This is a genomic window from Serratia proteamaculans, from assembly GCF_013337185.1.
Taxonomy (GTDB): Bacteria; Pseudomonadota; Gammaproteobacteria; order Enterobacterales; family Enterobacteriaceae; genus Serratia; species Serratia proteamaculans_D.
This window is the reverse complement of record NZ_SWDE01000005.1, coordinates 69845-96180: the sequence shown is the minus strand read 5'-3', so window position 1 is coordinate 96180 and position 26336 is coordinate 69845. Positions and strand designations below refer to the sequence as shown.

The window sequence follows — 26336 nt, the reverse complement described above, 5'->3', positions numbered from 1 at the left end:
GCACTAGACAGGATTGGGTTAAAACCGTAGTATCCCCTCCCGCAACGGCGCTATGCGCCCGTAGCTCAGCTGGATAGAGCGCTGCCCTCCGGAGGCAGAGGTCTCAGGTTCGAATCCTGTCGGGCGCACCATTAAGTTTGTGTGCAAGAGCTGCGGTGGTAGTATTACCGCGTGAAGTTAAGAAGTAATGGTGGCTATAGCTCAGTTGGTAGAGCCCTGGATTGTGATTCCAGTTGTCGTGGGTTCGAGTCCCATTAGCCACCCCACTTCCTAAGAGAAGTGAAGAATTGTAAGCTGTTTTGTGACTGTGCGAAGGTGGCGGAATTGGTAGACGCGCTAGCTTCAGGTGTTAGTGTTCTTACGGACGTGAGGGTTCAAGTCCCTCTCTTCGCACCACACACAAAATGTCTAATAAATTTAATATTTACATAGACATAAGCGATAAGATTCGGTAGTATCTGCAACAAGAAATCGGCGAGTAGCGCAGCTTGGTAGCGCAACTGGTTTGGGACCAGTGGGTCGGAGGTTCGAATCCTCTCTCGCCGACCACATTCAAGAAAACCCGCTTTTTAGCGGGTTTTTTTACGTCTGTAGTTTACAGGATGAGCACCTCCGAAGGAGGTTTGAGCCGAGCGCAGCGAGACAACGTTGCTTTAGCAACGGCCCGCAGGGCAGCATCGCAGATGCAGTAATCCTCTCTCGCCGACCACTTTCAGAAAAGCCCGTTCAGCAATGAACGGGCTTTTCGCTTTCGGCCATTCGGTAAACCTCAATTTTAACTTCCCCTGTCCTGCTGTCCTGCTGTCCTGCTTTTGGTTTCTGGGGGCGTGTTGGCTCTCAGCGACATCGGCATGGTGCATTGTCGTCAGGTTGAGACATATAACATAATGATTTAATAAGATAAAAATCACTTTGGCTTAAGTCGTCGTTATAAGGCGACATATCTGCTGGGGGCAGGGAGAGAGCGGGGTAGCACCCAATGAGAAGCACTTAATTCATTGTGACATTTAAATTTATTTAAATTCAATTGGTTAAATTATTTCATCCAAGCGAAACGACACTTTTCCCAAAGTTGGCACGCCAAGTGCAATATCTACCCTGTAGATGCTCATTCCACCTCTTATGTTTGCTTAGGCTTCATAAACCCTGGGAATGACGCAGAGCCGATTTAAGGTGCCTATTGCCCACCAGAACGATGTCAGCGTTGCTTGCAGCCGCAGACATCACACTCCGGGCATAACGTTGAGTGAGGCACCGCCCCTGTTGTCCTAGACCTGATTGCTTTTTTATACACTTGCCACCGCGGCAAGTGTTTTTTTTTGCCTGAACATAAGCGACAGGCGAAAAAAAACGCGGCAATCATGCCGCGTTTAGTTCACTCGGTAATACCGTTATGAATCGCCGTTCTGCTTCAGGGTCAACATCAGGCCTTCACGACGCATTTGGGCCGCTTCGTCCGAGCGGTGCAGCTTATCCAGCACGTCCGCCAACCAGGCGTAGTCGTAGGCATCCGGACGCTGTTTCAATGCTTCCCGGAATGCATCAGCAGCCTGTTGCCATTCGCCGTGTTTCATCAACAGCTGACCCAGCGTGCTGTTGAGCAGCGGTGTGGCACCATGCTGCTTCACCTGCTGGCGCAGCGCTTTCTCCAACTGTTGCGGATTGCCGGACTTCAGGCGCGGGATCAACAGCACCAGACGCTCATCGTACTGGCGCTTCAGGCTATCGAGCACGATTTCCTGCGCCAATTCATGGTCATTGCATTCGATCAGGTGATCCACCATCGCAATTTGCAGCGGAACCTCATGGCGAGTTTTGCGGCTCTGATCTTTCCACCAGCGTTTCAGACCCTCGCTGCCTTCATCCGCCATGGCCTGATTCATCAGGCCAATATAGGCCTGCTGCTGCAGGGCCTGCAGTTCAGCCTCGGTATGCAGGTTGATCTTGCTCATCGACGGCAGAATTTCCAGCAACGAGGCAAAAGCGCCGGTGCGCAGATAAGCCAGCTCGGCCAGACGCAACACTTCCGGGTGACGCGGTGCCTGGTTCAGCAGGCGATCTACCCCGTGGCGTGCGGCATGGTTTTCGCCCTGCGCCAGTTGAATGCGCACGCGGGTGATATCTACCGGCAACTGGTCGGTATCGGCGGCTTCGGCGGCGCGTTCCAGGTATTGGTTAGTGCGGAAGTCGTCACCGCGCTGCTGAGCGGCCTCGGCGGCCAGCAGGTAGTTAACCACTGGCTGTTCGGCGTGATCGGCGTTGCGCGTCAGCAGTTTTTCGACCTGCTTGTAATCGCCTTCGGCCAGTTTGATCAGTGCGGCCTTGGTCTGCTTGCGCGCACGGCTGCGTTTGCGTCCCAGGAACCAGCCACGGGTATGAGCACCGGTACGGAAGATGCGGCGCAGGATCCATTCGATCACCAGCAGCACGACAAACAGCAGGACGTTCATGATCACCAGGCCGGTGACGCTGGTTTCGATATTGTAGTTATCGGTCTGGATCAGCACATAGCCCTGATGGCCGGCCAACATCGGCCCGACGACCACGCTGGCGATCAGCACCAGGAACAGAAATAGCACGCGTAACATGGCTTATCCCTCCTGATGAGCGGCAGGGGACTGGGTCATCAGATTACGCACCCGGGTCTGCATCAGTTTTTCCAGCAGTGGCTGGCTTTTCAACTGGTCCGGCACGTCCATGGTGATTGACTGCTGGCTCAGGGCATCCAACTCTTCCAGGAAAGCTTTCGTGGCCGGGTCGGTGGTATCAAAGTAGGCGCGGACCCAGGTAGAAATGGTTTCCAGCGACTGTTTATACACTTCGTTCTGGTGGCGTGGGATCGCCTGAGCGGCAACCAGCAGGCGCGAACGGATATTCTCACGCAGGTAAATGTCCTGGTTCGGAGCCAGCAGGGGTTCGGCACTGCTATCACGGCGGCGAACGGTAATAAAGTCGGCCATAAAGTTGTGCCAGCTCTTGGTCAGGTTTTGCCGCCACTCGCTGATCGAACTAGATAGCTCATTGCTGTCCTGATCCATCGGTGTTTCGTCACTGTCGTTATCCGCCAGGCGCAGGTTATCAACCTGATTGGATAACTGATTGGTCTTGAGAATGATACCGTCGAAATCCACCTGGGTCAGGGTGGACAGCGTGCTGATGTCTTCGGTGATGGCCCGGCGAACCTCGAGCAGGCTCGGATCGTTCATGTCTGCCAGGCTGGCATCGGCACTTTTCAGCAGGGCGGCGGCGGTAGTCACGTCCTGATCGCTCCACAGTTTACGCCCGGCCATTTTCACCAGGAAGTCAGCCTGCGCCAGTAACCAGGTTTTGGCGTCGCTGCCGGAGATGATGGCGACTTTTTCTTGCAGTTCACTCAGTTGTCGCGTCAGGGTCGCTTGCTCGCGGTCGGCGGCATCCAGCGTTTTTCCCTGTTGCTGCAACAGGCCTTCCAGCGCATTTTTTTCCTGCTGTTGGCTCTGTTTCAGTGCTTCAAGCTGCTGCTGCAAGTTTTGATTGGCGGTGATTAACTGCTGTGCCTGTCGATGTGTGTGGTAATAGCCACCCGCGCCCAGGGCAATAACCAGCACGATGGCGATAGCGCCCAATACCGGGCCGGTATTTTTACCTTTACGCGGGTTAGCGTCTGGTGGCTTGGGGCTATCAGCCACTGGGGTTGGCTCTTCAACCGGGGCGGAGGGGGTATTTTGTTCCGTCATAGTGGCACATCCCATAGTCAGGTTTATTGTAGCGCGCGGATCAGCGCGTCATTATCGGCGTTATCAGCTACCCGAATTGTGCTCCAGCCCAATTCCTGGGCGAGGGTAGCCAGGCGTTCACTCACCACTACCAGGCGGCAACGCAACAGCCACGATGAACGGTAGTAATCAGGAACTAAAGTATAGAGCTGTTGTAACATTTCACCGCTGGTGACTACCAGCGTATCAACACCGGCACGTTGCCAGTGGGCGCTTTGCTCGCTGCCATCATAGTGCACCGGGCTGCGTTGATAACATTCATAATAGCTGACGGCGGCGCCGCGCTCACTCAGGCTGTTGCCGAGCAGCTCGCGCCCGCCGTTGCCGCGCAGGATCAATGCCTGTTTGCCGTCCAGCTTCTGCAACGCCGGCAACAGAAGCAGCGTTTCGCTGATCTCCTGCTCGCGTGGATATTCCACCGGCAGGCTGCTGATGCGGTGCATCGCCAGTGCGGTGTTACGACCGATAGCATAATAGGTCAGTCTGGCAGGCCATGGCAGCCCAACGCGACCCATCACCGAGTTGGCGTAGCTGACCGAATGCTGCGACAGGATAAACACCAAATCGCCATCATTGAGTTGCTGCAACGCCTGCGGCAGTTTGGGCAGGTCACCGCCAGGGGCGAAGTCGATCAGCGGGGCATGATAGGCAACCCGGCCGAGCGCACGCAGTCGGCTGACCAATTGCTCTCCCGAAGGAGAAGGGCGGGTTACCAGAATCGTCATGCCGGAGGATTTCCCTGATAAACATCCTGTAGGATTTCGCGCGCGCCCTGTGCCAGCAACTCTTCCGCCAGCTCAACGCCCATTTGTTCCGCCAGCGCTGCCGGGCCGCGACGTTCGCCGCGCACCATCTGGCTACCGTCCGGGGAACCCACCAGTGCGCGCAGCCACAGGCTGTCGCCATCGAGTTCGGCATAGCTGCCGATCGGCACCTGGCAACCGCCTTCCAGCCGGGTATTCATCGCACGTTCGGCACGAACACGGGTTTCGGTGACGGCGTGATTGAGCGGGGCCAGTAGTGCACGGGTGGTTTCATCGTCGAGGCGGCACTCAATGCCCACCGCACCCTGGCCGACCGCCGGCAAGCACTCTTCCGGGCTCAGCGGGCTGCGGATGCGTTGTTCCAGACCCAGGCGCTTGAGCCCGGCGACCGCCAGAATAATGGCGTCGTAATCACCGTTGTCCAGTTTTGACAAGCGGGTGCCAACGTTGCCGCGCAGATCGCGCACGATCAGATCCGGACGACGCTCACGTAACTGGCACTGGCGGCGCAGGCTGGAGGTGCCGACCACGCTGCCCTGCGGCAGTTGATCCAGCGAGGCGAAACGATTGGATACAAATGCATCGCGTGGATCGTCGCGCTCGCAAATGGTCACCAAACCCAGGCCTGCGGGGAAATCTACCGGGACGTCTTTCATCGAATGGACGGCGATATCGGCACGGCCATCGAGTAACGCCAGCTCAAGTTCCTTAACAAACAGCCCTTTACCACCGACCTTCGCCAGTGGCGTATCCAGAATAATGTCGCCCCGCGTCACCATTGGCACCAGTTCGACCTGCAGGCCAGGGTGGCTGGCCATCAGGCGCTGCTGCACATAATGTGCCTGCCAGAGAGCAAGTGGGCTTTGTCGGGTGGCAATTCGAATAATTTTGTCTAACATGCTTGTTACCGTTTTTATAATTCGCCGTTCATCCTACCACTGAGTGTGAAAACTGTCAGTGCAAGAAGCCGCAGGCGAAGAAAGGACAACGGAATCAACGGGACGTGTGATGTGTTTTGGGGCAGTTAACACTGCGGGTAAATCGTTTGGAGTGGCGCTACAATAATAGTGAAGCGTTACTTCCTTTACGGTCAATCAGCAAGGTGTTAGATTGATCACGTTTCCAGCAATAAGTTGCCAAATATTCTTCAAACACTAACGGCGCTTATGGAATACGGGTTTTTTTCTAAATACCGGGATAATCAGGCGAGACGTCTTGTACCTCTACATCGAGACACTGAAGCAGAGACTGGATGCGATCAATCAATTACGAATCGATCGCGCCCTAGCGGCCATGAAGCCCGCGTTCCAACGGGTATACAGTCTGCTGCCTACCTTATTGCACCACCACCACCCACTGATGCCAGGTTATCTGAACGGTAACGTTCCCCATGGCGTTTGTATCTACACGCCTGATGAAACCCAGCAAGATTACCTCAACGATTTAGAAGACAAATGGGGCAGCCCGTTTGACAAGCTGGCCAGCGGTGAACTGCCGATTACCGGGGTTTACTCGATGGGCAGCACCTCGTCGATCGGCCAGAGTTGCAGCTCGGATCTCGACATCTGGGTGTGCCACCAGTCTTGGCTGGACAACGAAGAGCGTAATCGCCTGCAGCAGAAATGCAGCCTGTTGGAAAAATGGGCGGCGTCGATGGGGGTCGAAGTCAGCTTCTTCCTGATCGATGAAAACCGCTTCCGCCATAACGAAAGCGGCAGCCTGGGCGGTGAAGACTGCGGTTCTACCCAACATATCCTGCTGCTGGACGAATTTTACCGTACCGCAGTGCGCCTGGCCGGCAAACGCATATTGTGGAACATGGTGCCGGGCGAAGAAGAGGCACATTACGATGAGTACGTCATGTCGCTGTACTCGCAAGGCGCGTTAACGCCGAACGAATGGCTGGATCTTGGTGGTTTGGGTACGCTGTCGGCGGAAGAATACTTCGGTGCCAGCCTGTGGCAGTTGTACAAAAGTATCGACTCGCCTTACAAGGCGGTGCTGAAGACCCTGTTGCTGGAAGCTTATTCCTGGGAATACCCGAATACTCAACTGTTGGCGATGGACATCAAACAGCGCCTGCATCAGGGGGAGATCGTCTGCTTTGGTCTCGACGCCTACTGTATGATGCTCGAACGCGTCACGCATTATCTGAACGCCATCAACGATACCACCCGCCTCGATCTGGTCCGCCGCTGTTTCTACCTGAAAGTCTGTGAAAAATTGTCGCGTGCCAACGCATGCGTTGGCTGGCGTCGTGAGATCCTCAGCCAACTGGTCAGCGAATGGGGCTGGGACGAAGAGCGTCTGGCTATCCTGGATAATCGCGCCAACTGGAAAATCGAACGGGTGCGGGAAGCGCACAACGAACTGTTGGATGCGATGATGCAAAGCTACCGCAACCTGATCCGCTTCGCCCGTCGTAACAACCTCAGCGTCAGCGCCAGCCCTCAGGATATCGGGGTGCTGACCCGCAAGCTGTACGCCGCGTTTGAAGCGCTGCCAGGCAAGGTGACGTTGGTGAACCCGCAGATTTCGCCGGACCTGTCAGAAGACGACTTAACCTTTATTCACGTGCCGGTTGGCCGCGCCAACCGCACCGGTTGGTACCTGTACAACCAGGCGCCGGCCATGGACTCGATTGTCAGCCATCAACCGCTGGAATATAACCGTTACCTGAACAAGCTGGTGGCCTGGGCTTATTTCAACGGCCTGCTGACGCCGAAGACCCGTTTGCATATCAAGAGCGGCAACCTGTGTGACACCGCCAAGCTGCAGGAGTTGGTGGCCGATGTGTCGCACCACTTCCCGCTGCGGCTGGCGGCACCCACGCCCAAAGCCTTGTACAGCCCGTGTGAAATTCGCCATTTGGCGATTATCGTCAATCTGGAAAACGATCCGACCGCCGCCTTCCGCAATCAGGTGGTGCATTTCGATTTCCGCAAGCTCGATGTGTTCAGCTTTGGCCAGCAACAACAGTGCCTGGTGGGCAGTATCGATCTCTTGTACCGCAACTCCTGGAACGAAGTGCGTACTCTGCATTTCAGCGGTGAGCAATCGGTGTTGGAAGCCTTGAAGACCATTCTTGGCAAAATGCATCAGGACGCCGCCCCACCGGAATCGGTAGAGGTGTTCTGCTACAGCCAGCATCTGCGCGGTTTGATCCGTACCCGCATTCAGCAGTTGGTGTCAGAGTGCATTGAACTGCGCTTGTCCAGCACCCGACTGGAACCGGGCCGCTTTAAAGCGGTACGGGTTGCCGGTCAGACCTGGGGCCTGTTCTTTGAACGGCTGAGCGTGTCGGTGCAAAAACTGGAAAACGCGGTGGAATTTTACGGGGCGATTTCCCACAACAAATTGCATGGCCTGTCGATCAAAGTGGAAACCGATCAGGTGCATTTGCCGCCGGTAGTGGATGGTTTCGCCAGTGAGGGGATCATTCAATTCTTCTTTGAAGACACCTCGGACGACAAGGGCTTTAACATCTATATTCTGGATGAGTCGAACCGGGTTGAGGTTTATCACCATTGTGAAGGCAGTAAAGAAGAGCTGGTACGTGACGTCAGCCGTTTCTACTCTTCCTCGCACGATCGTTTCACCTACGGTTCCAGTTTTATCAACTTCAATTTGCCGCAGTTCTACCAGATAGTGCAGCTTGATGGCCGCACTCAGGTGATCCCATTCCGCAGTAACGTGTTGTCGAGCCTGTGTGTTCCGCTGGCCGACGGCGCGGCTCAGCCGCTGAAACAGCAGTTCCAGCTGCACTGACATCGCAGGGGCTCAGTCAACTGAACCCCTGTGAGCTGCGGCTATTTTCAGGCAAATTTCACTTCTTCGCCGGCCTGTGCGCTGGCGGCTTCGCTCAGCAACGGATAGAACGCACGATCGCTGCGATCGCAGAGCCACACGCCATCACGGTAGTTAAAGTGATAGCCGCCGGTCTTGGTCGCCAGCCAAACCTGATGCAAAGGCTCCTGGCGATTGATGACAATTTTGGTGCCATTTTCGAAGCTTAACGTCATTACGCCACCGTTGGTTTCGTAATCGATATCCGCATCGCCGTCAAAATCGTCCAGTGTCTCTTCAATATTAAGCATCAGTTGGTCGGCCAACTGGTGAAACTCACTGTCGTTCATATTCAATTCCTATTGCTTTTCATGATCCACCTGCGATTATAGAGACCTTGGACGCATGAATTACAGGCATTAATGCAAATGAAAAAACAACTACGCTATGCGCTGATGGCAGTTCTGCTTGCCGGGCTCTCCGGCTGTGGTCTGAAAGGCCCGCTGTACTTCCCTCCAGCCGATCCGGCCAGCACTAAGAAACCGGCCACTCAGGTTCAGACCGGCGAACAGGTACAGAAAAATCAGCAGGAACTTTCCAGCTCTCAGCAAAAACCGTCGATGAGCGCTCAGTAACACCTTGTTTGCGGCGGCACAGGCCACCGCAAACCAAGACGGATAGCGGAGTATGATATGCAGTTCTCCAAAATGCACGGTCTGGGCAACGACTTTATGGTGGTCGATGCCGTTACACAGAATGTCTATTTTTCACCCGAGCTGATCCGCCGTTTGGCCGATCGGCATCTGGGCGTTGGCTTTGACCAGCTGCTGGTGGTAGAACCGCCTTACGATCCGGAACTGGATTTCCACTACCGCATTTTTAACGCCGACGGCAGTGAAGTGGCGCAGTGCGGCAACGGCGCTCGCTGTTTTGCCCGCTTTGTGCGGCTGAAAGGGCTGACCAACAAGCGCGATATTCGCGTGAGCACCCAGACCGGGCGTATGGTGCTGAGTGTCACCGATGACGATTTGGTGTGTGTGAACATGGGCGAGCCGAACTTCGATCCGCAGACGGTGCCCTTTCGCGCGACCAAAGAAGAAAAGACTTACATCATGCGCGCGGCGGAACATACGGTGCTGTGCGGCGTGGTGTCGATGGGCAACCCGCATTGTGTTTTACAGGTGGATGATGTAAAAACCGCCAAGGTGGAATTGCTCGGGCCGGTGTTGGAAGGGCATGAGCGCTTCCCTGAACGGGCCAATATTGGTTTTATGCAAATTGTCAGCCGTGAGCACATCAAATTGCGCGTGTATGAGCGCGGTGCCGGCGAAACCCAGGCCTGCGGAAGCGGTGCCTGTGCGGCAGTGGCAGTGGGGATCCAACAGGAATTGCTGTCAGAAGAGGTGCATGTAGAACTGCCGGGCGGCAGCCTGCATATTCGCTGGAAAGGACCGGGCAGCCCGCTGTTTATGACCGGCCCGGCAACCCATGTATATGACGGATTTATTCATCTATGAAGAGTGTTGAGGACCAGGCTGTCGCAGGCATTGAGCTTGACGACGACACCGTGATGCAGTTTCTGCTGCAAAACCCGGATTTCTTTATCCGCAATGCGCGGTTGGTGGAACAGATGCGCGTTCCCCATCCCGTTCGCGGTACCGTGTCGCTGGTCGAGTGGCATCTGGCCCGCCAGCGCAACCATATCAACCGGCTGGAAGAAGAAATCACCCTGCTGATGGAGCAGGCCAGCGCCAACGAAACGCTGTTTGCCAGCTTGCTGCATTTGCAGGCCAATCTGGCCACCGCCGACAGCCTGCAGGATATGCTCAATCGCCTGCAGCGTTGGGCGCGGGGTTTCGGTTTGGCCGGCGCCAATATTCGCCTGTTTTCTGAAAGCTGGAAAATCGGTGCGCCTTCCGATTTCACCCACCTTGCCCTGACGCGTTCATCGTTCGAACCGCTGCGCATTCAGCGTCTGGGTGACCAACAGCATTTCCTCGGCAGCCTCAATGGCCCAGAGCTGCTGTTGCTGCTGCCCCAGGCCAAGTTGGTCGGTTCAGTTGCGCTGTCGATGTTGGGTGAAGACGGCGAACTGGGCATGGTGATTTTCAGCAGCCGCGATACGCAACACTACCAGCAGGGTATGGGTACTGTGATGCTCAATCAACTGGCGCGTATGCTGCCGGAACTGCTGGAACGCTGGGTCGAACGCGCATGACTCCGCTGGCGGCCAGCCTGCAACAGCCGGTGGACGCTTTTTTGCGCTATCTGAAGGTCGAGCGCCAGCTTAGCCCGCTCACCCAACTGAGTTATTCGCGTCAACTGCAGGCGCTGATGGCGTTGGCGCAGGACATTGGCGTCACGGAGTGGCCGTTGCTGGACGCCGCCAAAGTCCGACAGCTTGCGGCGCGCAGCAAACGGGCCGGATTACAGTCTTCCAGCCTCGCGCTGCGCCTGTCGGCGTTGCGCAGCTTTCTCGACTGGCAGGTCAGCCAGGGTATGCTGATTGCCAACCCCGCCAAAGGGATCCGAACGCCACGCAGCGGCCGTCATCTGCCGAAGAATATCGACGTCGATGAAATGAATCAGCTGCTGAATATCGATCTTAACGATCCGTTGGCGGTACGCGATCGCGCCATGCTTGAAGTCATGTACGGTGCCGGGCTGCGTCTTTCGGAACTGGTGGGGCTCGATTGCCGCCATGTCGACCTGGCCGCCGGTGAAATCTGGGTGTTGGGTAAGGGCAGCAAGGAACGCAAGCTGCCGGTAGGCCGCACTGCGGTGACCTGGCTTGAACATTGGCTGGTGATGCGAGATTTGTTCGGGCCATCGGACGATGCCATGTTCCTGTCCAATCAGGGCAAGCGTATCTCGACCCGCAACGTGCAGAAGCGTTTTGCCGAGTGGGGCGTCAAGCAGGGCGTTAACAGCCATATCCATCCGCACAAGCTGCGCCACTCGTTTGCCACCCATATGCTGGAGTCGAGCGGTGATTTGCGTGCGGTGCAGGAACTGCTTGGTCACGCCAATCTGACCACCACCCAAATCTACACCCACCTCGACTTTCAACATCTGGCGAACGTGTACGATGCCGCGCATCCACGTGCCAAACGGGGGAAATCCTGATGCATTTTTATCGTCCGTTGCGACCGCTGGCGGCGCTGACTTTTGATCTGGACGACACGCTGTACGACAATCGGCCGGTGATCAAACAGACCGAGCTGCAGTCGGTGGCTTTTTTGCAGAACTACCATCCTGGGCTGAACCACTTCCAGTCGGCAGATTTTCATCGCCTGCGCCAGGAGCTGCGCGAACAGGATCCGGAAATTTATCACGATGTCACCCAGTGGCGCTGGCGTGCTATCCATTTGGCGCTGAGCCGGCAGGGGCTGCGTGATGCCGAAGCCGCCGACGGGGCCGATGCGGCGATGCAGAACTTCGCGCTGTGGCGCAGTCGCATCGAGGTACCGGACGCGACCCATGCCACCCTGAAGGCGTTGGGTGAACGTTTCCCGCTGGTGGCGATCACCAACGGCAATGCCGATCCGGCACTGTGCGGGCTGGACGGTTACTTCCAGTTTGTGCTGCGCTCCGGGCCGGATGGCCGCGCCAAGCCCTATCAGGACATGTATCAACTGGCCGCCGAGCGGTTGGGGGTGGCCCCTGAACGTATTCTTCACGTGGGTGATGATTTGACCACCGACGTCGCCGGGGCATTGCGTTCCGGCCTGCAGGCCTGTTGGATCAACGACCGCCAGCGCAGCCTGATGCAGGCCGCCGACAGCCGTCTGCTGCCACATATTGAGATTTCGCAGTTGGCATCGCTGACAGCATTGTTATAATCCCTGCCAGAACTCTGTATAAATTCCCAGTGGAATCGCGTCTCTGACGCGCTTTCCCTTACCAATTAATGGTGCCTATGGACGTTTCCGATCTGCTCGACAGCCTGAATGAAAAACAACGCGAAGCCGTGGCGGCGCCACGTGGCAACCTGTTGGTACTGGCCGGCGCGGGCAGCGGTAAAACCCGGGTGCTGGTGCATCGCATCGCCTGGCTGCTGGCGGTAGAGAACTGCTCGCCGTACTCCATTATGGCAGTGACCTTCACCAACAAGGCGGCGGCGGAAATGCGCCACCGTATCGAACACCTGATTGGCACCAGCCAGGGCGGCATGTGGATTGGTACCTTCCACGGTCTGGCTCATCGGCTGCTGCGCGCTCATCATCTGGATGCCAACCTGCCGCAGGATTTCCAGATTCTCGACAGTGACGACCAGTTCCGCCTGCTTAAGCGCATCGTCAAAGCGTTGAATATCGACGAAAAGCAATGGCCGCCGCGTCAGGCAATGTGGTACATCAACGGCAAAAAAGATGAGGGCCTGCGCCCGCAGCACGTTGAAACCTACAACAACCCGGTGGAAGCGACCTGGCTGCGTATTTACCAGGCCTACCAGGAAGCCTGCGATCGTGCCGGGCTGGTGGACTTTGCCGAACTGTTGCTGCGTGCCCATGAGCTGTGGCTGAACAAGCCGCATATCCTCAATCATTACCGCGAACGCTTCACCAACGTGCTGGTGGACGAGTTTCAGGATACCAACAGCATTCAGTACGCCTGGATCCGCCTGCTGGCCGGCAATAACAGCAACGTGATGATCGTCGGTGACGATGACCAGTCGATCTACGGCTGGCGCGGCGCTCAGGTGGAGAATATCCAACGCTTCCTGAAGGATTTCCCCGGTGCGCAAAGCGTATTGCTGGAACAGAACTACCGTTCGACCAGCAATATCCTGAAATCGGCCAATACCCTGATCGCCAACAACGGCGGGCGCATGGGGAAAAACCTGTGGACCGAAGGCGGCGAAGGCGAGCCGATCTCGGTTTACTGTGCCTTCAACGAACTGGATGAATCACGCTTCGTGGTGGGCCGCATCAAAGCCTGGCAGGAAAACGGCGGTGCGCTGAATGACTGCGCCATCCTTTATCGCAGCAATGCCCAGTCACGCGTGCTGGAAGAGGCGCTGCTGCAAACGGCGATGCCATACCGTATTTACGGCGGACAACGCTTCTTCGAGCGTCAGGAGATCAAGGATGCCCTGGCCTATCTGCGGCTGATCGCCAACCGCAACGATGATGCGGCCTTCGAACGCGTGGTGAATACGCCGACGCGCGGTATTGGCGACCGGACGCTGGACGAAGTGCGTCGTACGGCTCGCGATCGTCAATTGACCCTGTGGCAGGCCACTCGCGCACTGTTGCAGGACAAGGTGCTGGCCGGGCGCGCGGCATCTGCGCTGCAACGCTTTACCGAACTGGTGGACTCACTGGCGCACGAAACCGCCGATATGCCGCTGCACGTCCAGACCGATCGGGTGATCCGCGACTCGGGGCTGTTCATCATGTATGAGCAGGAGAAGGGCGAAAAAGGTCAGGCGCGTATCGAAAACCTTGAGGAACTGGTGACGGCAACGCGTCAGTACAGTTATCAGGATGAAGATCAGGATCTGATGCCGCTGCAGGCGTTTCTGTCACATGCCGCGCTGGAAGCGGGCGAGGGGCAGGCCGATGCTTATCAGGACGCGGTGCAGTTAATGACCCTGCACTCGGCCAAGGGGCTGGAGTTTCCGCAGGTGTTTATTGTCGGCATGGAAGAGGGGATGTTCCCAAGCCAGATGTCGCTGGACGAAGGTGGCAGGCTGGAAGAAGAGCGCCGCCTGGCCTACGTTGGTTTGACGCGCGCCATGCAGAAACTGACGCTGACCTATGCCGAAACCCGTCGTCTGTACGGCAAAGAGGTTTATCACCGGCCTTCACGTTTCATCGGCGAACTGCCGGAGGAGTGTGTGGAAGAAGTGCGTTTGCGCGCCAGTGTCTCACGGCCGGCAAATCACCGCCGCATGGGTACGCCGATCAGCGAGAACGACACCGGTTACAAGCTGGGCCAGCGAGTGCGTCACCCCAAGTTTGGTGAAGGGACCATCGTCAATCTGGAAGGCAGCGGCGAACACAGTCGGCTGCAAATTGCTTTCCCGGGCGAAGGCATCAAGTGGCTGGTGGCCGCTTACGCCCGTCTGGAAACGGTGTAAGGCCGGTGCTGGCAGGGGCGAATTATCGCCCCTGGAGTGACATCAAACAGTATGGGTATAGCGATCGCCAATCTGCGCGGTAGCATACCAGCGCATTACTGCTTCGGTACCTTCGGCCCCTTCCTGCGGTGCCCACGGCATGCAGTCTTCTTCCGACAGTGCCTGATAAGGCCCCTGTTTCACTTCAAATACCACGCCACCCGGATCAACCGACAGCACGGCATGCCAGGTAAACGCCGGCATCTCCAGCACTTTGGTTTCTTCGCCGAGCAGGGTGCGTTGGGTGACGACGCCGTCCTCGTCAAACTGCAACACCACAAAACGGCCGCGTAGCGGTGTCAGCAGCTCCCAGGTTTGCGGATGGCGGTGGGGGCGGATATAGGTGCCGGGTTCCATGGCAATCGCCAGGCGCTGTACCGGGTCGCTCAACTCTTCGTGTAACGTACGGTGCGCGCGCAGGCGTGCTACTGTAGCGGCCTGTTCACTCATGCTGGTCAGGTCGTGGGCAGTAATTTGTTTCATCGGTAAAGTCCGCAAGCTTATCGTGGCCTAATCTTAGCAACATTCTCGGGCGTGGTCAGAGATCGTCGCAGCTTTTTCGTTACCCTTTATCGCAGATTTTGCTGATTTTTCCCCATAGGTTATAGCGATGAATTGTTGCGCAATTATCGCGCCTAACCGGTTGACAGGCTTTTTCTTCTCGGCGTAACATGCGCGCACTATTATCAATGAGGACATACGCCTTGGACACACCCAGTAGATACTGGCTCACTGACCTGGACAACAACAGGTGCAACTTCTAAGGCTATCCCATTGAGCTGATAGCCTTCGTGGTTGTCGGCGACCTCTTCAGTGTCGCTATGAGTCAGATCCTTCATGGTCTGAAACAAGCTGGCGATACAACATCCCCCTGTTTCTGTGCTTCCACGCGTTGTTTACCCCTGTCACCCCAAGGGAGTTTTAGCAGATGCTGAGCGCGTTTAAATTAGATAACAGCCGCCTGTCCCGTCTGGAGTTGGATGACTCCGATGATCTTACTACGTCACTGTGGGTTGACCTGGTTGAGCCGGAAGAAGGCGAACGTGAGCGCGTGCAAAACGAGCTGGGCCAAAGCCTGGCGACACGCCCGGAGCTGGATGATATCGAAGCCTCCGCGCGTTTCTTCGAAGACGAAGACGGTCTGCATATTCACTCCTTCTTCTATTTTGAAGATGCGGAAGACCATGCCGGCAACTCCACCGTGGCTTTCACTATCCGCGATGGTCGCCTGTATACCCTGCGTGAGCGCGAACTGCCTGCATTTCGCCTGTATCGCATGCGGGCCCGTAACCTGACGATGGTTGACGGCAACGCCTACGAGCTGTTGCTGGATTTGTTCGAAACCAAGATTGAGCAGCTGGCGGACGAGATTGAAAACGTCTACAGCGATCTGGAAAAGCTCAGCCGGGTGATCATGGAAGGCCATCAGGGCGATGAGTACGACGAGGCGCTGTCGACGCTGGCCGAGCTGGAAGATATCGGCTGGAAGGTCCGTCTGTGTTTGATGGATACCCAGCGTGCGCTGAACTTCCTGGTGCGCAAGGCGCGGCTGCCGACCGGTCAGTTGGAACAGGCGCGTGAAGTGCTGCGCGACATCGAATCCCTGCTGCCGCACAACGAATCGCTGTTCCAGAAAGTCAACTTCCTGATGCAGGCGGCGATGGGCTTTATCAACATCGAACAGAACCGCATCATCAAGATCTTCTCGGTGGTTTCGGTGGTGTTTCTGCCGCCAACGCTGGTGGCCTCAAGCTACGGGATGAACTTTGAGTTTATGCCGGAGCTGAAGTGGTCGTTCGGTTATCCTGGCGCCATCAGCCTGATGATCCTGGCGGGGCTGGCCCCCTACCTGTACTTCAAACGCAAAAACTGGCTTTAATCTGACGGGCGACCCTGTGCGCCCGATATTTCTGCTGCTGCCAAAGATTAGCCTGCTAAATGAGGGTAGAATGCCCGCTTAGCTTATCTGTCCTTAAGGCGTGCGTTTCGATGGAGAAGTTCCCCCGCTTGATTCAATGGTCGATCCTGCTGCTGGCTTCGCTGGTGCTGGGGTTTGGCCTGCAAACTTTCCATATTCCCGCTGCGCTGTTACTGGGGCCGATGATTGTCGGCGTGGCCATGGGGTTGTTGGGGGCCTCGGTTCGCATTCCCGGTTACCTGTTTATCGCTGCGCAGGCGGTGCTGGGCTGTATGATTGCACAAAGCCTTTCTCCCGCTATTCTCACACCGTTACTCGACGACTGGCCGCTGGTGCTGCTGGTGCTGATCGCCACGCTGCTGGCCAGTGGTATTTCCGGCTGGTGCCTGGTACGTTTTAGCCGCCTGCCTGGGCCGACCGGTGCCTGGGGCTCATCGCCTGGCGGAGCGTCGGCGATGGTGGCAATGGCCGGGGATTTTGGCGCGGACGTTCGACTGGTGGCCTTTATGCAGTATCTGCGGGTGCTGTTTGTTGCGACCGCAGCCGCTATGGTGGCCCGCATTGGGCTGGGTGATGAGGCGGGGCATGGCAGTATAGCGCTGGAGTGGTTTCCGTCGCTGGATTGGCGCTTCCCGGCGACGCTGGGCGTAGCCATTGTCGGTGCCTGGTTGGGCCCCCGACTGCGCATTCCTTCCGGTGCACTGTTGCTGCCGATGATCATCGGTGCGGCACTGCATTCCAGCGGTACTATGGCGCTACAGGTACCAGAATGGTTGTTGGCGTTGGCCTACACCCTGATTGGCTGGAGCGTCGGGCTGCGTTTTACCCGGCCAATATTTTTACTGGCGCTGCGGACTTTGCCGCAGATGGTAGTGTCGATAGTCGCGCTGATGCTGTTTTGTGGCCTGCTGGCGTGGATGTTGACGCACTTTCTACCGGTAGATTTGATGACCGCCTATCTGGCTACCAGCCCCGGTGGGCTGGATACCGTGGCGATCATTGCGGCGGGCAGCCGGGTCGATATGTCTTTTGTGATGGCAATGCAGACGCTGCGTTTATTCACCATTCTGCTGACGGGGCCGGCGATGGCGCGGTTTATTTCCAACCACGCCACGCCGGCGTCAACTTGACGCTGGCATCAACGCAGTTTGCGCTGGGTGTAGAGCGCGTCGAGAATAAACAACAGCAGCGCCGCCCAGATAAAGCCGAAGGTCACCAGCTTGTCTTGCCCGACGGTTTCACCGTAGAAGGTGACGGCCAGCAGGAACATCAGCGTGGGGCCGAGGTATTGGAAGAAGCCGAGCGTCGACAGGCGCAGGCGGGTAGCCGCAGCGGTAAAGAACAGCAGCGGTATGGTAGTGACGATACCGGCCGCCACCAGCAACAGGTTCAGCGACCAGGGGTTGGCACCCAGGTGACTGGTCGGGCTGTCGGCGAACAGGAACAGATAGGCCGCTGCTACCGGCAGTAGCCACAGGGTTTCGATCAGCATGCCGCTTTGCGCGTCGATGGCGATCTTCTTGCGCAGCAGGCCGTAAAAGGCAAAGCTGAACGCCAGCCCAAGGCCGATAATCGGTAGTGAGCCGAACTGCCAGAGCTGGATCAGGACGCCGGCAAAAGCCAGTACCACCGCCAGCCACTGCATACGACGAAAGCGTTCGCCCAGGAACAACATCCCCAGCAACACATTCACCAGCGGATTAATGAAATAGCCCAGGCTGGCTTCCAGCATATGGTGATTATTCACCGCCCAGATAAACAGCAGCCAGTTGCCACCGATCAGCAATGCGGTCACCGCCAGCAGCAACAGCCGTTTACGGTCGTGGCAGGCAGCCCGCACCTGTGACCAGTTACGCCCGAGGGTGATCAGCGCCAGCATAAAGAAGAATGACCAAATCACCCGATGGGTGAGGATCTCGTCAGCAGGCACCTGCTGGATCAGCTTGAAATAGGCCGGGGCGATACCCCAAATAAAATAGGCAGCCAGAGCAAAGAAGATGCCCTGTCGTGTTTGCTGTGCGTCCATGACGTTACTCGGATGGGAAAAACGGAGATGCGGTGAGTGTACTGAAGACGCTCACCGCGCACAATCACCCGACCAGGTAGGTGGCCGTGGCGCTGGCGATATGCAGGCCATCGTGGTTATGCAGTTCGACGCGGGCGACCGCGACTTTGTTGCCGCTGCGCAATACGCTGGCGGCGGCAACGAAATGCTCGCCACGACCAGGACGCAGATAGTCAACGCGCAGATCGATGGTTCCCATGCGGGAAAGACGAGTAGCCACTTCTTCTTCGATCAACGGATCCAGACGCATCAGTACGCTGCCGGCACATGCCAAACCCGCCGCAACGTCCAGCACTGAGGCGATCACGCCGCCGTGCAGAATTTTCTGGGCGGCATTGCCCACCAGCTTGGGCTGGTTGGTGAAACTCAGCTCCACGTAGTCGTCGTCAAAACGGCGCAGTTCCAGGCCCAGCTCGCGGTTAAACGGCATGTGATAAACAAAGATTTCGCCAATTTTCTGGCGGGCAGCTTCAAGCGTCAGTGGTGTGGTAGACATAAATACCCATTCTTTTCTGTGTAATAGGGGAAGCTAACTGGTCAGTCCAGGTTAACTGTTTGTTGATATTATGCCTATATTTTGTTGCTTTCCAGACTAATCCAATAAATACACGCCGCACTGCTGTAAAACTCCCTTTGTGTGTAAAATGGCCTGTTTTTATTTCAGCGTTTGTCATTTTATGTTGGGGTGAGGAAGGTTATGCGCATTTTGACCGGGGTCGTTTTGGCCACGCTGGCGGCGGCACCGCTGGTACAGGCAGAAGAAGCCAAAGAGCAGCAAATTCATGATAAGCCGGCGGTGCGTGGCAGCATTATTGCCAATATGCTGCAGGATCACGACAACCCATTCACGCTGTATCCGTATGACACCAACTATGTGTTGTATACCGATACCAGCAATATCAACAAAGAGGCTATCAAGTCCTATAACTGGGCTGATAATGCTCGCAAGGATGAAGTGAAATACCAGCTCAGCCTGGCATTCCCGCTGTGGCGCGGCATTCTTGGCGACAACTCGGTGTTGGGTGCGTCTTATACTCAGCGCTCATGGTGGCAGCTTTCCAACCACAGCGAGTCATCACCGTTCCGTGAGACCAACTACGAACCGCAGGTGTTCCTGGGGTGGGCGACCGATTACAGCTTCGCCGGCTGGACACTGCGTGACGTTGAAGTGGGCCTGAATCACCAGTCCAACGGCCGCTCCGATCCCACTTCCCGTAGTTGGAACCGGGGTTACGCCCGCTTTATGGCGCAAAACGGCAACTGGCAGGTGGATCTCAAACCCTGGTTCCGCTTCGCAGAAAGCGACAGCAGCGACGATAACCCGGATATCACCAAATATATGGGCTATTACCGCCTGAAAGTGGGTTATGCCTGGGGTGACAGCGTGTTCAGTGTCGACAGTCACTACAACTGGAACAGCGGCTATGGCGGTGCGGAGTTAGGCTGGAGCTATCCGATCAGCAAGCATGTGCGTTTCTACACCCAGGTGTTCAGCGGCTACGGCGAATCCCTGATTGATTACAACTTCCGGCAGACACGGGTTGGCGTTGGTGTCATGCTTAACGATATTATGTAATCCGGCCGTCATAAAGGCGGCGTTTTGCTACAAAAAATGGGGAAGTGTGTGTCAACCGCAGCAGTGATAAACAAAGAGTTGCTGGCAGAGCAGGTATTACGCGATACCTTCGGCTACCAGCAATTCCGACCGGGTCAACAAACGATTATCAACACGGCGATCGGCGGGCAGGATTGCCTGGTGGTTATGCCAACCGGCGGCGGTAAATCGTTGTGCTACCAAATCCCGGCGCTGGTGATGGATGGCCTGACGTTAGTGGTTTCCCCGTTGATCTCATTGATGAAAGATCAGGTCGATCAGTTGCTGGCCTATGGCGTCTCCGCTGCCTGCTATAACTCGACCCAGACGCGCGAGCAACAGCTTGAGGTCATGGCAGGTTGCCGCAGCGGCCAGATCAAAATGCTTTATATCGCCCCCGAGCGGCTGATGATGGACAGCTTCCTCGATCAGCTCGGCGGCAATCCACCTGCCTTGCTGGCGGTAGATGAAGCGCACTGTATTTCTCAATGGGGTCATGACTTCCGGCCTGAATACCGTGCATTGGGGCTGTTGAAGCAACGTTTCCCCGCTATGCCGGTGATCGCGCTGACCGCCACCGCTGATGAATCTACGCGTGGTGACATTGTCCGTCTGCTGGCACTGCAGGATCCGCTGGTGCAGGTCAGCAGCTTTGACCGGCCAAACATCCGCTATACGCTGGTGGAGAAATTCAAGCCGCTCGACCAATTGTGGCGGTTTGTGCAGGACCAACGCGGCAAAAGCGGCATCATTTACTGCAACAGCCGCGCCAAGGTGGAAGACACCACTGCCCGCCTGCAAAGCCGTGGGCTGAGCGTGGGGGCCTATCATGCCGGGTTGGACAACGACCGCCGCGCGCAGGTGCAGGAAGCGTTCCAGCGGGATGATTTACAGGTAGTGGTCGCCACCGTCGCCTTCGGTATGGGCATTAACAAACCCAACGTGCGCTTTGTGGTGCACTTTGATATTCCGCGCAATATCGAATCTTATTATCAGGAAACCGGCCGTGCCGGGCGCGACGGCTTACCGGCCGAGGCGATCCTGCTGTATGACCCGGCCGATATGGCCTGGCTGCGCCGCTGTCTGGAGGAAAAGTCCGCCGGACAGCAACTGGATATTGAGCGCCACAAGTTGAACGCCATGGGGGCTTTCGCCGAAGCGCAAACCTGTCGCCGCCTGGTGCTGCTCAACTATTTTGGCGAAGGCAAACACCAGAACTGCGGCAACTGCGATATCTGCCTGGATCCCCCCAAGCGTTACGATGGATTGGAGGATGCGCGCAAGGCGTTGTCCTGCGTGTACCGTGTCGGCCAGCGTTTCGGGCTGGGATACATTGTCGAGGTGCTGCGCGGTTCTAATAATCAGCGTATCCGTGAATACGGGCACGAGAAACTGCCGGTGTACGGTATTGGTCGCGAACAGACCACCGAGCACTGGACCAGCGTGCTGCGTCAGTTGATCCATCTGGGTTTTATCACCCAGAACATTGCCATGCACTCGGCGCTGCAACTGACCGAATCTGCGCGGCCGGTGTTGCGGGGGGAGCTGGAACTGCAACTGGCGGTACCGCGCATCCAGAGCCTGAAGGCCCGCAGCAGCAGTAACCAAAAGTCCTACGGCGGCAATTACGATCGCAAACTGTTCGCCAAATTGCGCAAGTTGCGAAAATCGATTGCCGACGAAGAAAATATCCCGCCTTATGTGGTGTTTAACGATGCCACCTTGTTGGAAATGGCGGAACAGATGCCTATCAAGGCCGGCGACCTGTTAAGCGTTAACGGTGTCGGTCAGCGCAAGCTGGAGCGTTTTGGCGCGCCGTTTATGGCGATGATCCGCGATCACCTCGATAATGACGAAGATTAAGGGCAATAAATCATGCTGATGCTGTTTCTGACCGTGGCACTGGTGCACCTGATTGCGCTGATGAGCCCGGGGCCGGACTTCTTTTTTGTTTCGCAAACCGCCGCCAGCCGTTCGCGCCGTGAGGCGATGATGGGCGTGCTGGGCATTTCACTGGGTATCGTGGTGTGGGCGGGCGTGGCCTTGATGGGCCTGCACCTGATCCTGCAAAAAATGGCCTGGCTGCATCAAATCATCATGGTGGGTGGTGGGATTTACCTGTGCTGGATGGGCTGGCAACTGTTGCGCTCCGCCCGTTCTCAAAATGCCCAGTCGGTGCCTGCGGCGGAGGTGAAAGTGGCCTTGCCGAAGCCTGGGCGCAGCTTTATCCGTGGCTTTCTGACCAACTTGTCCAACCCGAAGGCGGTTATCTATTTCGGCAGCGTGTTTTCACTGTTTGTGGGTGACGACGTCGGTGCCGGTGCCCGCTGGGGCCTGTTCTTGCTGATCATCGCTGAGACTTTTGTCTGGTTCAGCCTGGTGGCGGTGGTGTTTGCATTGCCGAGCATGCGCCGGGGTTATCAACGGTTGGCCAAGTGGATAGACGGACTGGCGGGCGTGCTGTTTACCGGTTTTGGTTTACACCTGATCTTTACCCGCTAATCACTGCCACACAGATTTTGAGGGCCGAACTGCCATGTTCGGCCCTTTTGCATTATGCCTTTCTGGCCGTAGCCAGCAGCCCGGCCACCAGAATAAACAGTGAACCGAAAATACGGTTTAACAACTGCATCTGGCGTGGTGTTTTCAGCCAGCCGGCAATGCGGGTGGCCAGGGTGGCGTAACCAATCATCACGAAAATATCCACCACCACGGTAGTGACACCGAGCACCAGGTACTGCTCGGCCTGTGGTTGGTTGGGCAAAATAAACTGTGGGAACAGTGCGGCCAGAAACACGATACTTTTCGGGTTGGTCAGATTCACCAGTACCGCTCGGCGGAACAGACGGCGACGCGGCATAGTGCCTGCCAGCGTATGCAAGTCCAGCGAACCTGCAGCGCGCCATTGTTGAATGCCAAGCCACACCAGATAGGCGGCGCCGAACCACTTCAGCATTTCAAACGCCAGCAGTGACTGCGATACCAGTGCACCGAGACCAATGCCTACCAGTACGATATGCAGGCTCAGCCCGACCTGCAGGCCGGCAATGGACGCCGCTGCGCCACGATAACCGTGGCTGATACCGGTGCTCATGGTGTTGATCGCCCCTGAACCGGGTGACAAGCTGAGGATAAGAGTTGTCAGCAGATAGGTTAACCACCAGTCCAAGGTCATTGCAGTACTCCCTGAAAGCGCCAATTTGTGCCAAAATGATGCGGTTTTTGTAAGAATTGAATCACAATACGCTAGTATTATTTCTTGTGCCAGAGGTCACATTTTTGCCACTGGTAGCTCAGGGAAAAGCACTTGATGACGTCGTTTACTCTCAGCACTGATGATTGGTTAACGCGTGAAAAGCAGTTTGCTGCTTTCGCCACGGGACCGCTGCTGGACTTTTGGCGGCAGCGTGAGGAGGGCGAGTTCAGCGGTGTCGGCGGCGTGCCCATCCGTTTTGTGCGTTTCAGTTCCTCTCGCCATCAGCGGGTGGTGGTGATCAGCCCCGGTCGTATCGAAAGTTATATTAAATATCCTGAGGTTGCCTACGATCTGTTCCATTGCGGCTATGACGTAATGATTTTGGATCATCGCGGGCAAGGCCGTTCCGGCCGTTTGCTGACTGATACGCACCGTGGTCATGTGATAAACTTTGCCGATTACGTCGACGATTTCGCCCAGTTTTATCAGCAGGAGGTGGTGCCGCACGGTTATCGGCAACACTTTGCGTTGGCTCACTCGATGGGCGGTGCGATCCTGGCGCAGTTCCTGGCCCGCCAGCCACAGGCTTTTGATGCTGCTGCGTTTTGTGCACCGATGTTCGGTATCTATTTGCCGATGCCGGGCTGGATGGCCAATCGCATTCTGAACTGGACGGAGAAGCACCCCAGGGTGCGCGATTACTATGCGATAGGCACCGGTCAGTGGCGACCGCTACCTTATGTGGTCAACGTGTTGACCCACAGCCGTGAGCGCTACCGTCGCTGTTTACGTTATTACGCCGATTATCCCGAACTGCAGGTGGGCGGGCCAACCTACCACTGGGTACGGGAAAGCCTTCAGGCCGGGCGAGAGATCATCGCCCAGGCGGCTAAAATCACCACGCCGCTATTATTATTGCAGGCCGGTGAGGATCGGGTGGTCGACAACCGTTCCCATCAGGCTTTTTGTCAGGCATTGTCAGAAGCGGGGCATCCCTGTGAAGGGGGAAAACCGCAGGTTATCGAAGGCGCACGGCATGAGATCCTGTTTGAGCGGGACGCGATGCGCGCCGAAGCACTGAGCGCAATCCTGCGTTTCTTTGCTCATCATTTAGGTGGTACCCCAACCGCCGACCACACCATTAGAGGTTAGAAATTACCGCTATGTATCACGTCGTCGCTTCCGATTTAGATGGCACGCTGCTGTCACCCGACCACACTCTGTCACCTTACGCCAAAGAGACACTGAAGCTGCTGACCCAACGCGGCGTACATTTTGTCTTTGCTACCGGCCGTCATCACATCGACGTTGCGCAGATCCGCGATAACCTCGAGATCAGCGCCTTTATGATCACCTCCAACGGTGCTCGCGTGCATAACACCGACGGCGAGCTGATTTTCAGCCACAACCTGGCCGAAGACATTGCCCGCGATCTCTACGGTATGCTGCATAACGATCCGGACATCACCACTAACGTTTATCGTAATGACGACTGGTTCATTAACCGCGAAAGTCCGGAGCAGGAAGAGTTCTTCCGTGAGTCCGTCTTCAAGTACCAACTGTTCGAGCCGGGCCTGCTGGAAACCGATGGCGTGTGCAAGGTGTACTTCACCTGTGACGATCATGAAAAGCTGTTGCCGCTGGAAGATGCCATCAATGCGCGTTGGGGCGATCGGGTTAACGTCAGCTTCTCGTTCCCAACCTGTCTGGAAGTGATGGCCGGTGGCGTGTCAAAAGGCCATGCGCTGGAAGAAGTGGCCAAGATCATTGGCTATACGCTGAAAGAGTGCATTGCCTTTGGCGACGGTATGAATGACCTGGAAATGCTGTCGATGGCCGGCAAGGGTTGCATCATGCGCGACGCGCATCAGCGCCTGAAAGACAAACTGCCGGAGTTGGAAGTGATTGGCTCCAACGTTGATGATGCGGTGCCTCACTACCTGCGCAAGATGTTCCTGGGTTGATATGAACAGGGCGCCTCGCGGCGCCCTCATTCGTATTACTTGTGCTGGTTCTGCTTTTGCAGGAATTGCACGCCCTTGTCAGGGAAGTCGGTGAACACGCCGTCAACGCCTGCCTGGTTGTAAATCACGTCATACAGTTGATTCACGTCGGTGACGTAGTTCGGCAGTGCGTCCGCACGGATAGTGAAGGGGTGCACCGCCAGCTTGTTGGCATGGGCTTCTTTCACCATATCGGTCAGTACCACCTTGCCCGGTTTGGATTTCTCAGCCACCACCAGCATGTGGTAGTCCGGCCCGATGCCATCGGCATACTGGGCGATTTGTTTCATCGCACCCGGCTTGAACATCCAGTCATAGTCGTATTCCACCCATTTGCCATCGGCTTTCTGCTCATAGGTTTCCTGCCATTTGTTATAGGCAATCAGTTGGACCAGCTTCAGATCCATGCCCATCTTCGGCTCCAGCTCGGTTTTAATGCGTTTCAGCTCGTTGGCGTCGAAGCATTGCAGATAAACGTTGTCACCTTTGCCGGTGTAGCCGTACTGCTTCAGCACCGCCAGCACTTTGCTGGAAATATCCTTGCCTTCCTGCTTGTGGAACCATGGCGCTTTGATTTCCGGGTAAATACCGATGTTCTTGCCGGTTGAATGGTTCAGCCCCTGCACAAACTCGATCTCTTCCTGGAAGGTATGGACGCGGAAATCGGATTTGCCCATCGGGAAACGGCCAGGGTAACCCTGCACCTTTTTACCGTTTTCAATCTCGAAGCCTTCGGTGAACTTCAGCGATTTGATTTCCGGCAGGGTAAAGTCGATGGCGTAATAGCGGCCGTCTTTACGTGCGCGGTCCGGGAAACGTTCGGCTACGTCGGTGACGCGGTCGAGATAGTGGTCATGCAACACCACCAGTTCGTTGTCCTTGGTCATCACCAGATCCTGCTCGAGGAAGTCTGCACCCTGCGCGTAGGCCATAGCCTTCGCCGGCAGCGTGTGTTCCGGCAGATAGCCGCTGGCACCACGGTGGGCGATCACTACCTTGTCGGCAGCCTGTGCGGCGCTGACCATTGAGGTGGCCAGGATAATCCCTGTCAGCAGGGCTTTGACTTGAGTCCGCATATTGTTGTTCTCCATTTTGTAGGGGCAGGGGTAGTAAAAAGGCCGCAGTGCGGCCTTT

The 26336-nt window shown here is 56.4% G+C and carries 24 protein-coding genes, 4 tRNA genes and 1 other RNA gene; 19 read left to right on the top strand and 10 right to left on the bottom strand.

Annotated elements, in window-relative coordinates:
• Positions 1-54: 54 nt before the first annotated feature.
• The 5 genes from FCL49_RS18870 (at position 55) to FCL49_RS18850 (ending at position 709) form a co-directional block, all read left to right on the top strand.
• Positions 55-131 (top strand) — tRNA-Arg (locus FCL49_RS18870).
• A 59-nt stretch (positions 132-190) separates the two neighbouring features.
• Positions 191-266, top strand: a tRNA-His gene (locus tag FCL49_RS18865).
• A gap of 43 nt (positions 267-309) precedes the next feature.
• Positions 310-396, top strand: a tRNA-Leu gene (locus FCL49_RS18860).
• 76 nt (positions 397-472) lie between these two features.
• Positions 473-549 (top strand) — tRNA-Pro (locus FCL49_RS18855).
• A gap of 32 nt (positions 550-581) precedes the next feature.
• Positions 582-709: non-coding RNA, RtT sRNA (locus FCL49_RS18850), on the top strand.
• A gap of 682 nt (positions 710-1391) precedes the next feature.
• On the opposite strand, the gene hemY is transcribed toward FCL49_RS18850, so the two are convergent.
• From hemY to hemC, 4 genes are read right to left on the bottom strand one after another with little or no spacing between them, the layout of a single operon-like run.
• Positions 1392-2588, bottom strand: coding sequence for a protoheme IX biogenesis protein HemY (gene hemY / locus FCL49_RS18845; RefSeq protein WP_174354709.1), 1197 nt, complete (start codon positions 2586-2588; stop codon positions 1392-1394).
• Positions 2589-2591: 3 nt separating this feature from the next.
• Positions 2592-3716 (bottom strand): uroporphyrinogen-III C-methyltransferase, encoded by a 1125-nt coding sequence (gene hemX, locus FCL49_RS18840; RefSeq protein ID WP_174354708.1) that lies wholly within the window; start codon positions 3714-3716, stop codon positions 2592-2594.
• Positions 3717-3739: 23 nt separating this feature from the next.
• Entirely contained in the window at positions 3740-4480 is a 741-nt protein-coding gene (gene hemD / locus FCL49_RS18835; RefSeq protein WP_135314671.1) for a uroporphyrinogen-III synthase, read from the bottom strand.
• Positions 4477-5418, bottom strand: a complete 942-nt coding sequence (gene hemC, locus FCL49_RS18830) for a hydroxymethylbilane synthase (protein ID WP_174354707.1) — start codon at positions 5416-5418, stop codon at positions 4477-4479. Before hemC ends, hemD begins: the two co-directional genes overlap by 4 nt.
• Positions 5419-5734: 316 nt before the next feature.
• On the opposite strand from hemC, the gene FCL49_RS18825 reads away from it, so the two are divergent.
• Positions 5735-8287 (top strand): class I adenylate cyclase, encoded by a 2553-nt coding sequence (locus FCL49_RS18825; RefSeq protein ID WP_174354706.1) that lies wholly within the window; start codon positions 5735-5737, stop codon positions 8285-8287.
• Between the two features lie 47 nt (positions 8288-8334).
• Here FCL49_RS18825 and cyaY read toward each other — a convergent pair whose 3' ends face one another.
• A complete protein-coding gene (gene cyaY, locus FCL49_RS18820; RefSeq protein WP_012004651.1) occupies positions 8335-8655 on the bottom strand; it encodes an iron donor protein CyaY in 321 nt (106 codons plus the stop codon).
• A gap of 78 nt (positions 8656-8733) precedes the next feature.
• On the opposite strand from cyaY, the gene lptM reads away from it, so the two are divergent.
• The 6 genes from lptM (at position 8734) to uvrD (ending at position 14387) form a co-directional block, all read left to right on the top strand.
• Positions 8734-8940: an LPS translocon maturation chaperone LptM gene (gene lptM, locus FCL49_RS18815; RefSeq protein ID WP_017891271.1), complete on the top strand. Its 207-nt coding sequence runs from the start codon at positions 8734-8736 to the stop codon at positions 8938-8940.
• Positions 8941-8997: 57 nt separating this feature from the next.
• On the top strand, positions 8998-9822 hold the full coding sequence (gene dapF / locus FCL49_RS18810; RefSeq protein ID WP_012004653.1) for a diaminopimelate epimerase: 825 nt from the start codon (positions 8998-9000) through the stop codon (positions 9820-9822).
• The gene (locus FCL49_RS18805; RefSeq protein ID WP_012004654.1) at positions 9819-10523 is read left to right on the top strand and encodes a DUF484 domain-containing protein; all 705 of its coding nucleotides are present in this window, start codon (positions 9819-9821) and stop codon (positions 10521-10523) included. The genes dapF and FCL49_RS18805 overlap by 4 nt, the downstream gene beginning before the upstream one ends.
• On the top strand, positions 10520-11431 hold the full coding sequence (gene xerC / locus FCL49_RS18800) for a tyrosine recombinase XerC (protein ID WP_174354705.1): 912 nt from the start codon (positions 10520-10522) through the stop codon (positions 11429-11431). Before FCL49_RS18805 ends, xerC begins: the two co-directional genes overlap by 4 nt.
• Positions 11431-12147: a 5-amino-6-(5-phospho-D-ribitylamino)uracil phosphatase YigB gene (gene yigB, locus FCL49_RS18795; RefSeq protein WP_112349358.1), complete on the top strand. Its 717-nt coding sequence runs from the start codon at positions 11431-11433 to the stop codon at positions 12145-12147. The genes xerC and yigB overlap by 1 nt, the downstream gene beginning before the upstream one ends.
• Before the next feature lie 77 nt (positions 12148-12224).
• Positions 12225-14387: a DNA helicase II gene (uvrD, locus tag FCL49_RS18790; protein WP_112363631.1), complete on the top strand. Its 2163-nt coding sequence runs from the start codon at positions 12225-12227 to the stop codon at positions 14385-14387.
• 42 nt (positions 14388-14429) lie between these two features.
• Here the strand turns inward: uvrD and FCL49_RS18785 are convergent, their stop codons facing one another.
• Positions 14430-14909: a WbuC family cupin fold metalloprotein gene (locus FCL49_RS18785; protein ID WP_174354704.1), complete on the bottom strand. Its 480-nt coding sequence runs from the start codon at positions 14907-14909 to the stop codon at positions 14430-14432.
• A gap of 445 nt (positions 14910-15354) precedes the next feature.
• Between FCL49_RS18785 and corA the strand changes: the two genes are divergently transcribed.
• Together corA and FCL49_RS18775 are read left to right on the top strand one after the other, a co-directional pair.
• Positions 15355-16305: a magnesium/cobalt transporter CorA gene (corA, locus tag FCL49_RS18780; RefSeq protein WP_012004659.1), complete on the top strand. Its 951-nt coding sequence runs from the start codon at positions 15355-15357 to the stop codon at positions 16303-16305.
• A gap of 110 nt (positions 16306-16415) precedes the next feature.
• Entirely contained in the window at positions 16416-17474 is a 1059-nt protein-coding gene (locus FCL49_RS18775; protein WP_174354703.1) for an AbrB family transcriptional regulator, read from the top strand.
• A gap of 8 nt (positions 17475-17482) precedes the next feature.
• On the opposite strand, the gene rarD is transcribed toward FCL49_RS18775, so the two are convergent.
• Both rarD and FCL49_RS18765 read right to left on the bottom strand, forming a co-directional pair.
• Complete coding sequence (gene rarD, locus FCL49_RS18770) at positions 17483-18370, bottom strand: EamA family transporter RarD (protein WP_174354702.1); 888 nt, start codon at positions 18368-18370, stop codon at positions 17483-17485.
• A 64-nt stretch (positions 18371-18434) separates the two neighbouring features.
• Complete coding sequence (locus FCL49_RS18765; protein WP_012004662.1) at positions 18435-18905, bottom strand: thioesterase family protein; 471 nt, start codon at positions 18903-18905, stop codon at positions 18435-18437.
• A gap of 201 nt (positions 18906-19106) precedes the next feature.
• Here FCL49_RS18765 and pldA point away from each other — a divergent pair, with 201 nt between their 5' ends.
• The 3 genes from pldA to rhtC are packed head-to-tail and all read left to right on the top strand — an operon-like array spanning position 19107 to position 22505.
• Positions 19107-19985, top strand: coding sequence for a phospholipase A (pldA, locus tag FCL49_RS18760; RefSeq protein WP_174354701.1), 879 nt, complete (start codon positions 19107-19109; stop codon positions 19983-19985).
• Positions 19986-20033: 48 nt separating this feature from the next.
• Entirely contained in the window at positions 20034-21866 is a 1833-nt protein-coding gene (gene recQ, locus FCL49_RS18755; protein ID WP_174354700.1) for an ATP-dependent DNA helicase RecQ, read from the top strand.
• Between the two features lie 12 nt (positions 21867-21878).
• Complete coding sequence (rhtC, locus tag FCL49_RS18750; RefSeq protein WP_174354699.1) at positions 21879-22505, top strand: threonine export protein RhtC; 627 nt, start codon at positions 21879-21881, stop codon at positions 22503-22505.
• Between the two features lie 52 nt (positions 22506-22557).
• Here rhtC and rhtB read toward each other — a convergent pair whose 3' ends face one another.
• Positions 22558-23178, bottom strand: a complete 621-nt coding sequence (gene rhtB / locus FCL49_RS18745; protein ID WP_174354698.1) for a homoserine/homoserine lactone efflux protein — start codon at positions 23176-23178, stop codon at positions 22558-22560.
• Positions 23179-23313: 135 nt separating this feature from the next.
• On the opposite strand from rhtB, the gene pldB reads away from it, so the two are divergent.
• Both pldB and yigL read left to right on the top strand, forming a co-directional pair.
• Positions 23314-24351: a lysophospholipase L2 gene (gene pldB, locus FCL49_RS18740; protein WP_174354697.1), complete on the top strand. Its 1038-nt coding sequence runs from the start codon at positions 23314-23316 to the stop codon at positions 24349-24351.
• Between the two features lie 11 nt (positions 24352-24362).
• Positions 24363-25163 (top strand): sugar/pyridoxal phosphate phosphatase YigL, encoded by an 801-nt coding sequence (gene yigL, locus FCL49_RS18735; RefSeq protein WP_174354696.1) that lies wholly within the window; start codon positions 24363-24365, stop codon positions 25161-25163.
• Between the two features lie 35 nt (positions 25164-25198).
• On the opposite strand, the gene glpQ is transcribed toward yigL, so the two are convergent.
• Entirely contained in the window at positions 25199-26278 is a 1080-nt protein-coding gene (gene glpQ / locus FCL49_RS18730) for a glycerophosphodiester phosphodiesterase (RefSeq protein ID WP_174354695.1), read from the bottom strand.
• Positions 26279-26336: the final 58 nt, after the last annotated feature.

Excerpts from the sequence above, each read along its gene's own strand:
- FCL49_RS18765 (WP_012004662.1), bottom strand. The coding sequence starts at position 18,905 with ATGTCTACCACACCACTGACGCTTGAAGCTGCCCGCCAGAAAATTGGC.
- hemC (WP_174354707.1), bottom strand. The coding sequence starts at position 5,418 with ATGTTAGACAAAATTATTCGAATTGCCACCCGACAAAGCCCACTTGCT.
- yigL (WP_174354696.1), top strand. The coding sequence starts at position 24,363 with ATGTATCACGTCGTCGCTTCCGATTTAGATGGCACGCTGCTGTCACCC.
- yigB (WP_112349358.1), top strand. The coding sequence starts at position 11,431 with ATGCATTTTTATCGTCCGTTGCGACCGCTGGCGGCGCTGACTTTTGAT.
- rhtC (WP_174354699.1), top strand. The coding sequence starts at position 21,879 with ATGCTGATGCTGTTTCTGACCGTGGCACTGGTGCACCTGATTGCGCTG.
- rhtB (WP_174354698.1), bottom strand. The coding sequence starts at position 23,178 with ATGACCTTGGACTGGTGGTTAACCTATCTGCTGACAACTCTTATCCTC.
- dapF (WP_012004653.1), top strand. The coding sequence starts at position 8,998 with ATGCAGTTCTCCAAAATGCACGGTCTGGGCAACGACTTTATGGTGGTC.
- cyaY (WP_012004651.1), bottom strand. The coding sequence starts at position 8,655 with ATGAACGACAGTGAGTTTCACCAGTTGGCCGACCAACTGATGCTTAAT.
- rarD (WP_174354702.1), bottom strand. The coding sequence starts at position 18,370 with ATGGACGCACAGCAAACACGACAGGGCATCTTCTTTGCTCTGGCTGCC.
- pldA (WP_174354701.1), top strand. The coding sequence starts at position 19,107 with ATGCGCATTTTGACCGGGGTCGTTTTGGCCACGCTGGCGGCGGCACCG.
- pldB (WP_174354697.1), top strand. The coding sequence starts at position 23,314 with ATGACGTCGTTTACTCTCAGCACTGATGATTGGTTAACGCGTGAAAAG.
- FCL49_RS18785 (WP_174354704.1), bottom strand. The coding sequence starts at position 14,909 with ATGAAACAAATTACTGCCCACGACCTGACCAGCATGAGTGAACAGGCC.
- hemY (WP_174354709.1), bottom strand. The coding sequence starts at position 2,588 with ATGTTACGCGTGCTATTTCTGTTCCTGGTGCTGATCGCCAGCGTGGTC.
- hemX (WP_174354708.1), bottom strand. The coding sequence starts at position 3,716 with ATGACGGAACAAAATACCCCCTCCGCCCCGGTTGAAGAGCCAACCCCA.
- glpQ (WP_174354695.1), bottom strand. The coding sequence starts at position 26,278 with ATGCGGACTCAAGTCAAAGCCCTGCTGACAGGGATTATCCTGGCCACC.
- FCL49_RS18805 (WP_012004654.1), top strand. The coding sequence starts at position 9,819 with ATGAAGAGTGTTGAGGACCAGGCTGTCGCAGGCATTGAGCTTGACGAC.
- uvrD (WP_112363631.1), top strand. The coding sequence starts at position 12,225 with ATGGACGTTTCCGATCTGCTCGACAGCCTGAATGAAAAACAACGCGAA.
- hemD (WP_135314671.1), bottom strand. The coding sequence starts at position 4,480 with ATGACGATTCTGGTAACCCGCCCTTCTCCTTCGGGAGAGCAATTGGTC.
- FCL49_RS18775 (WP_174354703.1), top strand. The coding sequence starts at position 16,416 with ATGGAGAAGTTCCCCCGCTTGATTCAATGGTCGATCCTGCTGCTGGCT.
- lptM (WP_017891271.1), top strand. The coding sequence starts at position 8,734 with ATGAAAAAACAACTACGCTATGCGCTGATGGCAGTTCTGCTTGCCGGG.
- corA (WP_012004659.1), top strand. The coding sequence starts at position 15,355 with ATGCTGAGCGCGTTTAAATTAGATAACAGCCGCCTGTCCCGTCTGGAG.
- xerC (WP_174354705.1), top strand. The coding sequence starts at position 10,520 with ATGACTCCGCTGGCGGCCAGCCTGCAACAGCCGGTGGACGCTTTTTTG.